This window comes from Pseudonocardia kujensis, assembly GCF_021283305.1.
Taxonomy (GTDB): Bacteria; Actinomycetota; Actinomycetes; order Mycobacteriales; family Pseudonocardiaceae; genus Pseudonocardia; species Pseudonocardia kujensis.
The window spans coordinates 43,980-57,112 of the sequence record NZ_JAJSOK010000013.1; the positions used below are offsets into that span (position 1 = coordinate 43,980).

General features: G+C 71.5%; 11 protein-coding genes and 1 tRNA gene. 1 reads left to right on the forward strand and 11 read right to left on the reverse strand.

Annotation, left to right across the window (positions count from 1 at the left end):
• Window positions 1-2: 2 nt before the first annotated feature.
• The 9 genes from LWC35_RS11910 to LWC35_RS11950 are packed head-to-tail and all read right to left on the reverse strand — an operon-like array spanning window position 3 to window position 10,216.
• Window positions 3-1,520: a sugar ABC transporter ATP-binding protein gene (locus tag LWC35_RS11910; protein ID WP_232870132.1), complete on the reverse strand. Its 1,518-nt coding sequence runs from the start codon at window positions 1,518-1,520 to the stop codon at window positions 3-5.
• Window positions 1,517-2,686 carry a substrate-binding domain-containing protein gene (locus LWC35_RS11915; protein WP_232870133.1) on the reverse strand — a complete coding sequence of 390 codons (1,170 nt, stop codon included), beginning with the start codon at window positions 2,684-2,686 and terminating at the stop codon, window positions 1,517-1,519. Before LWC35_RS11915 ends, LWC35_RS11910 begins: the two co-directional genes overlap by 4 nt.
• A gap of 59 nt (window positions 2,687-2,745) precedes the next feature.
• Window positions 2,746-4,176 carry an aldehyde dehydrogenase family protein gene (locus LWC35_RS11920; protein WP_232870134.1) on the reverse strand — a complete coding sequence of 477 codons (1,431 nt, stop codon included), beginning with the start codon at window positions 4,174-4,176 and terminating at the stop codon, window positions 2,746-2,748.
• 29 nt (window positions 4,177-4,205) lie between these two features.
• A complete protein-coding gene (locus LWC35_RS11925) occupies window positions 4,206-5,018 on the reverse strand; it encodes a mycofactocin-coupled SDR family oxidoreductase (protein ID WP_232870135.1) in 813 nt (270 codons plus the stop codon).
• Window positions 5,015-6,325 carry an MFS transporter gene (locus tag LWC35_RS11930; protein ID WP_232870136.1) on the reverse strand — a complete coding sequence of 437 codons (1,311 nt, stop codon included), beginning with the start codon at window positions 6,323-6,325 and terminating at the stop codon, window positions 5,015-5,017. The genes LWC35_RS11925 and LWC35_RS11930 overlap by 4 nt, the downstream gene beginning before the upstream one ends.
• The gene (locus tag LWC35_RS11935; RefSeq protein ID WP_232870137.1) at window positions 6,322-7,311 is read right to left on the reverse strand and encodes a Gfo/Idh/MocA family protein; all 990 of its coding nucleotides are present in this window, start codon (window positions 7,309-7,311) and stop codon (window positions 6,322-6,324) included. Before LWC35_RS11935 ends, LWC35_RS11930 begins: the two co-directional genes overlap by 4 nt.
• Window positions 7,308-8,546, reverse strand: a complete 1,239-nt coding sequence (locus tag LWC35_RS11940; protein WP_232870138.1) for a Tm-1-like ATP-binding domain-containing protein — start codon at window positions 8,544-8,546, stop codon at window positions 7,308-7,310. Before LWC35_RS11940 ends, LWC35_RS11935 begins: the two co-directional genes overlap by 4 nt.
• A gap of 18 nt (window positions 8,547-8,564) precedes the next feature.
• Window positions 8,565-9,371: an SDR family NAD(P)-dependent oxidoreductase gene (locus LWC35_RS11945; protein WP_232870139.1), complete on the reverse strand. Its 807-nt coding sequence runs from the start codon at window positions 9,369-9,371 to the stop codon at window positions 8,565-8,567.
• Window positions 9,368-10,216, reverse strand: coding sequence for a phosphoenolpyruvate hydrolase family protein (locus LWC35_RS11950; RefSeq protein WP_232870140.1), 849 nt, complete (start codon window positions 10,214-10,216; stop codon window positions 9,368-9,370). Before LWC35_RS11950 ends, LWC35_RS11945 begins: the two co-directional genes overlap by 4 nt.
• A 23-nt stretch (window positions 10,217-10,239) precedes the next feature.
• Here LWC35_RS11950 and LWC35_RS11955 point away from each other — a divergent pair, with 23 nt between their 5' ends.
• Window positions 10,240-11,547, forward strand: coding sequence for an ROK family transcriptional regulator (locus tag LWC35_RS11955; protein ID WP_232870141.1), 1,308 nt, complete (start codon window positions 10,240-10,242; stop codon window positions 11,545-11,547).
• A 119-nt stretch (window positions 11,548-11,666) separates the two neighbouring features.
• Here the strand turns inward: LWC35_RS11955 and LWC35_RS11960 are convergent.
• Both LWC35_RS11960 and ppk2 read right to left on the reverse strand, forming a co-directional pair.
• Window positions 11,667-11,741 (reverse strand) — tRNA-Ile (locus tag LWC35_RS11960).
• 293 nt (window positions 11,742-12,034) lie between these two features.
• Entirely contained in the window at window positions 12,035-12,865 is an 831-nt protein-coding gene (gene ppk2 / locus LWC35_RS11965) for a polyphosphate kinase 2 (protein ID WP_232870142.1), read from the reverse strand.
• Window positions 12,866-13,133: the final 268 nt, after the last annotated feature.

The following is a 13,133-nucleotide window of genomic DNA, read 5'->3' on the forward strand; positions in this document are numbered from 1 at the left end:
GGTCAGGCTCCTTGGATGGCGAGCTGTAGCGACTCCTCGTCGGGGATGTCGCTGCGTGCCAGGTCGGCGGTGACGCACCCGGACCGCAGGACCAGGACTCGGTCCGCGACGGCCAGCAGCTCCTCGAGCTCCGAGGAGATGAGCACGACTCCGGTTCCCGTGTCGGCGAGCTCCCTGACCAGGTGCATGATGTCGGTCTTCGTGGCGATGTCGACGCCCGCGGTCGGCTCGTCGAGGATCAGGACCCGCGGGCTCAGCCCGGTGTCCCGCAGCGCCAGCCACTTCGCGAGGGCCACCTTCTGCTGGTTGCCGCCCGAGAGCCGACTGACGGGGATGCGACCGGTCGCGCCGCGGATCTGCAGCCGCGCGACCAGGTCGTCGCAGAGCGCCCGGCCCCGCTCGTCGTCGACGAGCGGGCCGCGGCCGAGCCTGCGCAGGCTCGGCAGCAGCATGTTCTGGCCGATCGTGTGCTCCAGGACGAGGCCCTGCTGCGCCCGGGACTCGGGCAGGAGCATCACCCCGGCCGCGATCGCGTCCCCGGGCGCCGCCGGACGATAGGCGCGGCCGTCGAGCGCCATGGTGCCGCGGTCCGGTCGATCGACACCGAACAAGCAGTGGGCGAGCTCGGTGCGGCCGCTCCCGATCAGGCCGGCCAGGCCGAGGATCTCGCCGCGGGCGAGGTCGAACGACACGGCCTGCACCCGCGACCCCGCCCGCAGGTCGCGGACGGAGAGCACGGTGGGGGTGTCCGTCGGGACCGGCTCTCGGGTGGGCGCCTCGGCGAGGTGCAGGATCTCCCGGCCGACGATGGCCTCGGCGACCCGTTCCGGCGACACCGCCGCCACGTCGTCGCACAGCACTCGGCGCCCGTCCCGGATCACGCTCATCCGGTCCGCGACCCGGGTGATCTCGGCCATCCGGTGGCTGATGTAGATCACCGCGATGTTCTGTGCCGCGAGCCTTTGCACCAGGGCGAACAGGCGCTCGACCTCGCTGTAGGGCAGGCTGGCGGTGGGCTCGTCGAGGACCAGGATGCGCGCCTGGTGGCTCAGTGCCTTGGCGATCTCGACGAGTTGGCGGTAGCCCACCGGCAGGTCGCCGACGACCGCTCGGGGATCCAGCTCCACCCCCATCCGGTCGAGCACCTCGGCGGAGTCCCGGCGCATCCGGCGATCGTCGAGCAGTCCGCGGGTCCGGTGCTCGCGGCCGAGGTGCATGTTCTGGGCGACGGTGAGCGACGGCACCAGGCTGAACTCCTGGAACACCATGCCGACGCCGCCGGCGGTGGCGTCCGCCGGCGACCGGAGGTCGACGGCCACGCCGTCGAGCTCGACGCTGCCCGCGTCCGGGCGGTGCACTCCGCGGAGGATCTTCATCAGGGTCGACTTGCCCGCGCCGTTGCCACCGAGGAGGGCGTGCACTTCGCCGCGGTGGACCTCGAGGTCCACCCCTTTGAGCACCTCGACGTCACCGAAGGACTTGCGGATGCCGGACATTCGGACCGCGGCCGAGGTGTTCACCCGGACTCCAGCGCCGTCTGGAGATCGGCGGGCGCGGGCGTCTCGTAGACGGTCTGCCAGCTGTCGAGCAGGTTCGCCCGGTCCACCGGGAGCGCGGGCAGGGCGACGAAGGCGGGCGCCTGCTTGCCGAGCAGTCCGTAGGCGGCGAGCCGGGCCTCGGCCACTCCCTGCTGGTAGGGCTGCGCGGCGGCGATCCCCTTCACGTAGGCGTTCTGCGCCATGTCGATCGCCACGTTGTCGCCCAGGTCGATCGTGGTCACGGCGAGCGGGCGGCCTGATGAGCGGGCGGCGTCGATCGCGCCCTCGCAGGGTGCGTCGAACCAGCACCACACCCCGCCGAGGTCGGGGTGCTTGGTCAGCCACGCGTTGACGCTCGAGCTGCCCTCGCCCTTCCAGTCGGGGCCGAGCAGCCCCTTGTCCTCGACGACTCTGATCCCGGGGTAGTCCTGCGCGAGGGTGTCGGTGAAGCCCTGGGCGCGCAGCACGTTGGTCGGGGCCTGTGCGGCGTGTCGGATCACACCGACGGAGCCGGTGCCGCACAGTGCCTTCGCCATCTGGTGGGCGTCGATCACCCCGGCGCCGTAGTTGTCCGTGGCTACCACCGACACGTAGTCCGCACCTGGGGTGAACCCGGTGGCGGGGTTCTCCATGAACACGAGCTTGACGCCTGCGTCCGCGGCCTTGCGGAACGCGGGAGCGAGGGCGGTGGCGTCCAGGGAGGGAATCGACAGCATGACGGTCGGCCGCGCGGCCAGCGCGGTCTCGACGTCGGAGAACTGCTTCGCTGGGTCAGCCTGCGCGTCGGTCTTGGCCACCACCCGGATCCCGAGCCGGTCGAGCTCGGAGGTGATGCCCGAGACCTGGGCGTTGCTCCAGCTGTCACCGGAGAAGTGCATGACGATGGCGGCCGTGGCCCCCATCCCCCGCACTCGAGCGACCTCGTCCTCGGTCAAGGTGATGCTCGTGTGGTCCGGCGAGGTCTCGCCGTTCGGGCCCTTGGCGAGCACCCCGCCCGCGCTGTAGGCGGCGATCGCCTGGTCGTAGGGGGCCGTGTCGCAGGCGGGGCCCGCGATCGCGGGACCGCCGCCCTGCGAGCAGGCGGTCAGGCCCGCGGCGAGCACCGCGGTCAGCAGAGCGGGGACCGCTCGGCGGAGGGACCGGTCCATGGCGTACCTCGTTCGTCGTCGAAGGGAGGTGCCCGGTGTGATCCGCCGGGCGGCGGGGTTCAGGCAGGGAGGGTGACGGCCTTGAGCTGGGTCAGGGCGAAGAGGCCCTCGGGCCCGCCCTCGCGGCCGAACCCGGACTGCTTCATGCCGCCGAACGGGGCGGCGAGGCACGGGAACGTCGCGTTGATGACGAAGACGCCGGAGCGGACTCGGCGTGCCACGTCGAGTCCGGCCTCGTGGTCGGTGGTGAAGATCGACCCGGACAGGCCGTACCGGGAGTCGTTGGCCAGTGCGACGGCGTCGTCCAGGGTGTCGAACGGGATGACGCAGAACACCGGGCCGAAGATCTCGTTCTGCGCCACCTCCATGTCGTTGGTGACGTCGGTCAGCAGGGTCGGCTCCAGGAACCAGCCCTCCTGGTCGGCGGGCCGGTTCCCGCCGTGGGCGATGGTGGCGCCCGCGGCCACCGCCCGCTCTACGTAGCCCTCGGCCCGCTCGAGGAAGCGCTCGGCGGCGAGCGGCCCCCAGGTCGTGTCGGGGTCGGCAGGGTCACCGGTACGCAGCCCGCGAAGGCCCGCCACGAGCCCGGCCACGACCTCGTCGTGGATCTCCCGGGCCAGCAGCAGCCGGGTCATCGCCACACAGATCTGGCCGCTGTAGAGGGCCATCGAGTCGACGAGTGCGGGCACGACGACGTTCAGGTCCGCGTCCGCCGCCACGATCGCTGCGGACTTGCCACCGAGCTCCAGCACGACATTCGCGACGCGGTCGGCGCAGGAGTGCATCACCGCGGTGCCGACCTCGGTGCCGCCGGTGAAGTGCACGGCGGCGACGTCGGGGTGGCCGACGAGGTACTGGCTGACGTCGGCGTCGCCCGCCAGGATGCTCAGCACCCCGGGCGGGAACTCGGCCTCGGCCGCGGCGTCGGCGAACAGGTAGCCGAGCAGCCGATTCTCGGGCGGCAGCTTGATGATCATCGTGTTGCCCGCGAGCAGGGCGGGGATGATGGCCAGGGCGAACTGCATGTGCGGTCCGTTGAAGGCCACGATCCCGACGGTCGGGCCGATGCCCTCGTGTCGGACCTCGACCGCGCCCATCCAGGTGTCGCGGGTTTCGACCCAGGGAGCGGTCAGGGCGTCGTCGAGCGCCTTGTTCCACAGCTCGGAGGCCGACGAGGTGAGGTCCTGGCCGTTGCGCAGCGGCATCCCGGCCTCAAGGGCCCAGAGCCGGTTGATGTCGTCGATCCGCTTGTCCAGGCCGGCACCGAACCGGGCGACCACGCGGTGCCGCTCGGTGATCGGGAGCGCGTTCCAGGCGTCGAACGCGGCGGCGGCGCCTGCGACGGCGGCCTCCGCGTCGGCGACCGTCGGCCTGGGCAGGGTTCGGATCAGCCGGGTGGTGAACGGGGAGCGCACGTCGGCGCGCTCGTCGGACCACGGGGCCGTCCAGCGGCTCCCGACGAACAGCTCGTCGGCGTGGGGGACGTCCATGGTGGGTGTGCCTTTCTGGGTGTGCGGTGTCAGCGCTGGGCGAAGCCGGCGTCGATCGGCAGACAGACACCGGTGACGTACCGGCCCTCGTCGGAGGAGAGCCAGATGATCGCGTTGGAGATGTCGACCGGTTCGACGTGCTCGATCGGCAGGGCGTTGGCCATGTTGGCCGCCCAGCTCGGGTTGGCCTCGATGAAGCCGCGGATGTGGTCGTTGTTGATGAACGGCGTGTTCACCCCGGTCGGGTGCAGGGTGTTGACCCGGATCATGTGCGGGGCGAGCTCGTTGGCGAGGGTCCGCATCAGCCCGACGACGGCGTGCTTCGCGGCGCTGTAGTGCCCGAGGTTGACCATGCCCTTGGTGCCTGCACTGGAACTGGTGATCACGATCGATCCCCCGTTGCCCGCCGCGATCATCGCGGGAGCGGCGGCCCGCACCGTGGTGAACACCCCCGTGAGGTTGACCCCGATCATCTCCGCCCACTGCGCGTCGGTGATCGACCAGGTGTTCTCGACGAAACCGGTGATCGCGGCATTGGCACACACCACGTCCAGCCTGCCGAACTCGGCCACGGCCTCGGCGACGAGCTCCCCCAGGGCGGCGCCGTCGCGCACGTCCGCCTCCCGGACGAGGATCCGCCGGTCCAGCTGCTCGACGCGCCGAACGGTCTCCTTGAGCTCCTCGGGAGTCCCCATCGGGTACTCGACGGTGTCGAGGGTGCGACACACATCGAAGGCCACGATGTCCGCGCCCTCCTCGGCGAGCCGGACGGCATGCGAGCGGCCCTGGCCGCGAGCGGCGCCGGAGACGAGGGCGACCTTGCCCTCGAGACGTCCTGTCATGACGGGGTCCTCTCGGGTACGGGGTGGAGGGGTACGGCGAGGTCACGGCGATGGGTCTCGTGCGCGAGCAGAGCCGCGACGGTGGTGAGCACGGCGGCGGCGAGCAGGTAGACGGCGACGGCGCTGCCGGTGCCGAAGGCCGCCAGGAGCGCGGTGGCGATGAACGGGGCGATGGAGCCGCCGACCAGGGTCGGCAGCTGGGCGCTGAGCGACATGCCGGTGTAGCGCACATCGGTGTCGAACTGCTCGGCGAAGAACGCCGCCTGCGGCCCGTAGAGGGCCGAGTGGAAGACAAGCCCTACCACCATCGCCGTCCCGATGAGCACCGGGCTGCCCGTGTCCAGCAGCGGGAAGAAGGCGAAGGCCCAAGCGCCGGTGCCGACGGCGCCGAGCACCAGCACCGGCCTGCGGCCGACGCGGTCGGACAACGCCCCGAATGCCGGCGTCGCGACGAGCTGCACCAGGTTGGCTACGACCAGGGCGCCGAGCACGACCGCGGAGCTGCCGCCGGTATGCTCCACGACGTAGACGATCACGAATGCCGTGACGACGTAGTAGGCGATGTTCTCGGTCAGCCGCACCGCGCAACAGGTCAGCACCTGGCGGGGGAATCGGCGCAGCGCCTCGACCGCAGGTGCCTTGGTGGGCCGAGCCTCGTGGAACAGCGGCGCGTCGGAGACCCTGCGTCGCACCCAGAACCCGACGATGAGCAGGGCCGCGGACAACAGGAACGGTATGCGCCAGCCCCAGGAGAGGAACTGTGCCTCGTCCAGGACCGCCGCGAGCACTGCGAGGATCGCGGTGGCCAGCAGGTTCCCCAGCGGGATACCGGCTTCGGCGACACCGGTCCAGAAGCCGCGGCGGCGCCCGTCGACCCGTTCGGCGACCAGTAGCATCGCCCCGCCCCATTCTCCGCCCAGCGCGAAGCCCTGGATCAGCCGAAGCGTGCAGAGCAGGACTGCGGCCCAGACGCCGAGGACGGCGTAGGTGGGGAGCAGGCCGATCGCGAATGTCGCGACGCCCATCAGCACGAGGCTCACGATCAGCAGCGGCTTGCGCCCGATCCGGTCGCCGAAGTGCCCGAACACGATGCCGCCGAGCGGGCGGGCGAAGAAGCCGAGGGCGTAGCTCAGGAAGGCCAGCATGGTGCCGACGAGCGGGTCTTCGCTGGGGAAGAAGAGTTTGTTGAACACCAGTGCCGCGGCTGACCCGTAGAGCAGGAAGTCGTAGGCCTCCAGGGTCATACCCGCGGCGCTTGCGGTGACGATGCGGCCGAGCCCGCGACCGGCGGGTGCCGGGGCGCTCACGCGAGGTCCACGGGCAGGCCGGTGTCGGCGGACCGAAGCGCCGCCTCCAGCACCGCCGAGACGGACCGGACCTCACGGGCCGAGGCGAGTGGCTCGCGTTTGTCCAGGACGGCATCGGCGAACTCTCGGAACTGGGCCCGGAAGGCGCTGTCACCCTCGATGTACGGGGTGACCGGCTCCTCCAGCAGACACGTACCGTCCTGGTGGAGTGTGCGGTCGTCGGTGAGCCGCAAGGTCGCGTCGGGGCCGGTGATCCAGCGGTCGTTGACCGGTACCCGCGCGTTGACCGAGAGGTAGCCGGTACCGAGGCTGCCGTCGGCGTAGTCGATCACAAGCACGGCCTCGTCCTCGCCTTCCCAGTGGTCGCGCAGTCGTCGGGTGCGGGCGTAGACGCGCACGGGCTCGGCACCGATCAGCCAGGTCATCGTGTCGACGACGTGCGGCCCGTTCAGGCCGATCGCCAGACCGCCGGTGTCCGCGGCCGAACGCCACCACCCCGCCGCCGCCCCCTCGGCGAACACCCCCAGGTGGTGCACCACGGTCACCGGGCCGCCGAGCCCGGTCATGCGTTCCTTGGCGAGCTGCGCGCCGCGGAAGAAACGCCGGCACTGCGCGACCATGAGGGTCCGGTCGTGGCGGGCCGCGGCGTCGATCATGAGGTCGGCGTCGGCCGCCGTCGTGGCGAGCGGCTTCTCGACGAGCACGTGCTTGCCCGCGGCGAGGAGTTCGGTGGCGAGCGGGGCGTGCAGGTGGTTCGGCACGGTGAGGACCACGGCATCGATGTCCTGTGCCGCGGCGACCGACCGGACGTCGTCCTCGGTCCGCTCGGCGCCGAACCGGGCGGCGAGGGCCTGGGTGCGGTCGTGCTCGGTCGGCAACCCGGCGACGGCGACGAGTCGCGCGACGTCCGAGGCGGCGGTGATCGCGTCGAGGTGGGCGACGGCGATGCGGCCGGGTCCGACCACGGCGACGCGCAGGGCGTTCACGACCGGGCCTTCTCGATAGTGTGTGTCATCGTCGTCTCCTCCAGCAGCTGCAGGACCCGGCTCGCGGCCAGGTCGGCGAAGGCGGGATCGTTCAGGTGCAGGTCGTGGTCCTCGACGCGCACCGCGGAGCCGTGCAACCGGGCTCGCACCGCGTCGACGAGTGCGGTGCGGGCCACGGGGTCCTCAAAGGCGGCGCCTGGCGCGTCGAGGGCCGAGACTCCGCGCAACGGGACGAGGAGGACAGTCGGCCCGGTGGCACTCGCGAGGGCGGCGCCGAGCGCGGCGCCGATCCGCTTGGCCTCCTCGGGCGAAACCCGCATCAGCGTGTTCTGCGGGTTGTGCCGGTACAGGAGCCGTCCGGCGTACCGAGTCGGAAGGGTCTCCGGCGAGCCGAAGTTGACCATGTCGGTGGCCCCCAGGGACACGACCTGCGGCACGTCGACGGAGGTCAGCCGGTCCGGGCCCGCCGAGAGGATGCCGCCCGCGATCTCGTCCGCCCACTCCGTCGTCGTGAGGTCGAGGACGGCGTCGACTCGCCCCTCCGCGACGAGCCGGGCCATCGTCCGGCCTCCGGCGCCGGTGGCGTGGAAGACCAGGACCTCGCAACCCGCTCGTTCGAGCTGTTCCAGGGCCCGGGTCACGCAGGGTGTGGTGACGCCGAACATCGAGGCCGCGACGACCGGGCGGTCTTCGACGACCGGGGTGGGCCGCGCCAGGCCGGTGACCATGCCGGACAACGCGTCCGCCGCCAGGGCATAGGTGCGGGCGCTGATCCGGTTGACTCCCGCGACATCGACGACAGAGGGGAACAGCACGATGTCGCTGGTGCCGAGGTAGCCGGCGGTGTCTCCCGCCGCGACGGTGGTCAGCACGACCTTCGGTACGCCGAGGGGCAGCTCGCGCAGGGCCGCGCAGCCGATCGTGGTGCCGGCGCCGCCTCCGATCGCCATGAAGCCGTCGACCCGGTCGGACAGGTCGTGGACCACTGCGGTCGCACCCGCGGCCATCATCGCCACAGCGTGGCCGCGGTCGGCCTGCGCGCGCAGGGTGACGATGTCGGTGCCTGCGGCGCGCGCCACCGCGTCGCGGGTGACATCCGGGACGACGCCTGGTTCGCCGAGTACCCCGACGTCGACCAGCAGCACCCGATGCCCCGCGGCGTGCAGGCGGTCCCGGAGATAGGCGGCGTCAGCCGCCTTCGTGTCCAGGGCGGTGAGCAGTGCGACAGTGGACATGAGCTCACACCTCCAGCTTCAGACGGTCAGAATCCCGCCGTTGACGTCCAGCGTGGCGCCCGTGACGAACCGCGACAGGTCGGAGAGTAGGAAGAGCACGGCCCCCACCACGTCCTGCTCGTGGACATTGCGCCCCAGCGGCGTCTGCTTGGCCAGCTCGACGAGGTCCTGTTCCCTGTGCAGCTCGGTGAGCAGGTCGTTCATCCGGTCCCCGACGATCCCGCCGGGGCACAGCGAGTTCGCCCGGATCCCGGTCGGGCCGAACTCCTTCGCGACGTGCCGGATCAGCCCCAACACCCCCGCCTTGGCCGCGGAGTAGTGGCAGCCCAGGAACGGGCTCGAGGTGCGGCCGGCCAGCGACGAGATCGCCACGATCGCACCGCCGCCCGCGCGCTGCAGATGAGGCACGGCGGCCTGGACCGCCAGGAACGCGCCCTTGAGGTTGGAGTCGAGGATGAGGTCCCACTCGTCGGCGTCGACCTCCAGGGTCGGGCGCTGCGCGCGGTACGCGCCCGCGCAGTAGACGAGCCCGGTGAGGGCGCCGAACTGCTCGACCACCCGCGCTGCCGTGTCCTGCATGTCCGACCGCACGGTGCAGTCGCCCGACAGCCCCAGGAAGCGGTCGCCGTACTCCGCGAAGTCCTTCTCGACCTCCGCGACACGTCCGGGGTCGAGGTCCACGACCGCGACCCGGGCGCCGAGCCGCAGCAGGTTCGAGGCGACCAGCCTGCCGGTGCCGCGGGCGCCACCCGCGACGAGCGTGACCGACCCGGCGAGGTCCTCCCCCACCGCGGCCCAGTCGAACGTGTCCAGCAGGTCCGTCACGCGACTCCTCCGACCGCAATGTTCTTGAACTCCGCGGTGGTGTCGGTCAGCGCGACCTCCACCGGCAGCCGCTCCATGCTGGAGGCTCCGACGAACCCGACGGCATTCGTCCGCGCGATGACGTAGGCTGCATCCTCCGGTTCGGCGATCGGGCCACCGTGGCAGAGCACGACGACCTCCGGGTTCTCCCGCAGCGCCGCGTCACCGATCGCCTGAACCCGGCCCACGGAGTCCTCGAGGCTGAAGGCTCCGTCGGTGTCCATGCCGTTGCTGCCACCGACCGTCAGGCCCATGTGGGCGATCACCGCGTCCGCCCCGACCGCGGCCATCGCCTTGGCCTCCTCCGGGGTGAACACGTAGACGATCGTGAACAGACCCAGCTCATGGGCCGTCTGGATCATCTCCACCTCGCGTTCGAAGCCCATCCCGGACGCCTCGAGCTCCTGGCGGATCCGCCCGTCGAACAGCCCGACGGTCGGGAAGTTGTTGACCCCGGAGAACCCGGCGTCCCGGATCGCGGTGAGCAGGGTGTCCATCCGGCGGGTCGGGTCGGTGCCGTTGACCCCCGCGATGACCGGGGTGTCCCGCACGACGGGAAGCACCTCGCGCTCGCCCATCTCCATGACGATCTGGTTCGCGTCGCCCAGAGCCAGCAGGCCGCACATCGAGCTGTGCCCGGCCATCCGGAAACGGCCGGAGTTGTAGATGATGATCAGGTCGGCGCCGCCGCGCTCGATGAACTTGGCCGAGATGCCCGTCCCCGCACCCGCACCCACGATCGCCCGGCCCGCTGCCACCTGGCCACGCAGCCGGTCGACCACCGTCGCTCTGTCGAATCCCCTCATCGCCCTCTTCCGTTCCGCCGGGAGTGACCGGCACCACGCTCTTTATGTCGATGAGCAACGTAAAGACGGCGACGATCGCTGTCAATAGGCTGTACGGCGATATCGTGTCGACGTATAGTGCGCTTGTGAACCGATCCGTGACGAGCGCCGGACGCCTCACGCTCGCGACGCCGCCCCGTGTCGCTCGCACGGGCGAGGTCCTCGACCTGGTGCGGCGCGGCGTCGCGACCACCACGACCGAGCTGGCCACGTCCATGGGGGTCGCCCGGTCGACGGTCACCGAACGCCTGGACCTGCTGATGCGACACGACCTCGTGGTCGCCGACGGGGAGACCTCGTCCGGGCGCGGGCGCCCGGCGAGCAGGCTGGCGTTCAACGGAGGAGCCGGGGTCACCCTGGCCGCCCAGGTCGGCATGAGCGGCACCCTCACCGCCGTGACCGACCTCGCCGGCGAAGTGCTCTGGATCGACCAGGTCCATCTCGACGTGGCCGAGGGCCCGGACGCCGTCGGCGCCATGCTCGTCGACCGGTTCACTGCGGGCCTGGACGCAGTCGGTGACCGACGCCGGGTACACGGCGTCGGTATCGGACTCCCCGGCGACATCGAGATCGCCGCCCGCAACGGGGGCGGCGGAGTGCCGTGGGACGGCGACGCGATCACGGCGCGCCTGGCCGGGCGCTTCGACTGTGCGGTGTTCACCGACCGAGACGTCAACTATCTCGCTGTCGGCGAGCACCGCACGACCTGGCCTGATTCGACGACACTGCTCTGCCTCAAGGTCGGCACCGTGGTGGCGGCAGGTCTGGTGATCAACGGCGAGGTCGTGCGCGGCGCAGGCGGCCTCTTCGGCGAGATCGGGCACTCCAAGATCGCAGGCGCCACGGGACCGTGCGCGTGCGGGAGCCGCGGCTGCCTCAACACGGTCGCGGGCGGCGCTGTCCTGGCCTCCGGACTGCGTGCGAAGGGCCACGACGCCCACACCGCGCGAGACGTCACCGCGCTCGCCAACCGTGGCGTGGTGGACGCCCTCGAAGCCGTGCGGGACGCGGGCGTCCAGATCGGCGAGGTCGTCGCGTCCGCGATCAATCTCCTGAACCCGGACGTCGTCACGGTGTGGGGCTACCTCGTCGACGCGGGCGAGCAGTTCCTCGCCGGGATGCACGAGGCGATCTACAAGAACGCGCTCCCCACCTCCGCACGTGCCCTGACGCTCGAACAGTCTCGCCTCGGCGACGACGCCGGCATCCGTGGCGCCGCCCTCACCGTCATCGAGCACGCACTGAGCCCGGAGCGCATCGACACCTACTTCAGCGAACTCACCGGAGCATGACGCCGCAGGCCCGCGCCACGCAGCCATCAGACGACTCCGACAACGAGCCTCTTTTGATCTTCAAGCAAGGAGAATCGTCCAGAAGGACCCTGCCTGAGCTGCTGCAACGCTGAACTGAGTGGGGCAGGTCGGGCTCGAACCGACGACCTGACGGATTATGAGTCCGCTGCTCTGACCAACTGAGCTACTGCCCCTCGCGCGACAGGCTAGCGGCCCGGATCGGCGGCGAGGCGTCGCCCACGCGCAACGTGCGCGTCGGGCACCGGCGGGTGCTCTCCGGGCCGAGCAGGGCGAGGGCGCCCGTGCGGAGGACGACCGAGCCCGGCCCTCCGGGTCGACCGCGGCGCCCGTCGCCCGGGCGATGTCGTCGTCGCCGGGGTCCGTCCGGACCCGGCCGCCGGGGGAAGATCATGAGCGGCAGCCCCGCGTCCGCCTCCCCTCGGTGCGGGGAACGGCACCGCAACCGCCGCGGGCGAAGGCGGCCGGATCAGGCGGGGCCCTCCGCGGCCAGCAGGGCCCCGACGTGGTCGGGGACGGCGCGGTCGAGCTCGCGGGGCGGGCGGACGTAGCCGCGTCCCCGGGGGCGGGTGGGGATCGCCAGCGGGGGCCGGAGCACCGGTTCCCACGGGATGCTGTCGAGGAGGTGGGCGATCATGTTCAGCCGGGCGCGGCGCTTGTCCTCGGACTCGACGATGGTCCAGGGCGCCGTCGCGGTGTCGGTGTGGACCAGCATGTCGTCCTTGGCCTGCGAGTAGTCGTCCCACCGGGCGATCGACTCGAGGTCCATGGGGGAGAGCTTCCACTGCTTCAACGGGTTCGCGACGCGCTCGCGGAAGCGCTTCTCCTGCTCCTGCGGGCTGACCGAGAACCAGTACTTGCGCAGCAGGATCCCGTCCTCCACCAGCAGGTCCTCGAAGATCGGGCACTGGCGCAGGAACCGCGTGTACTCCTGGGGCGTGCAGAAGCCCATGACCCGCTCCACGCCCGCGCGGTTGTACCAGGAGCGGTCGAACAGCACGATCTCCCCGGCGGCGGGCAGGTGCTCCACGTAGCGCTGGAAGTACCACTGGGTCCGCTCGCGCTCGGTGGGCGCGGGGAGGGCCACGATCGGCGCCACCCGGGGGTTGAGGTGCTCGACGACGCGCTTGATCGCCCCGCCCTTGCCCGCCGCGTCGCGCCCCTCGAAGATCACGACGACCCGCGCCCCCGTGGCCTTCACCCACTCCTGCAGCTGGACGAGCCGGCCCTGCAGGCGCAGCAGTTCGGCCTCGTAGAGGGCCCGCGGGAGGCGCGCCGGCGCCTTCGCCTTCTTGGTCATGGGTGAAGGGTCGGGGACGGGCCGCGGAAAGGGAACCGGGTGGTACCCGCCGATCGGGGCGGTGGCGCCCGCTCCCGGGCACAGGGCGGGCGCCACCTCGGACTCCGCGGGAGGGGGGACCGCCGCGATGTCCTGCGCCGCTGTACCCAGTGTCCGTGCGCCCAAACTCCTCCGGACGGACCCATGCCGCCCCGGTGGACGGGTCGCCCGGAGGGGGTGATGCCGGGGCGTGCGGCCAGGCGGAGGGTGCGCCTGGACCGGCCGGTGC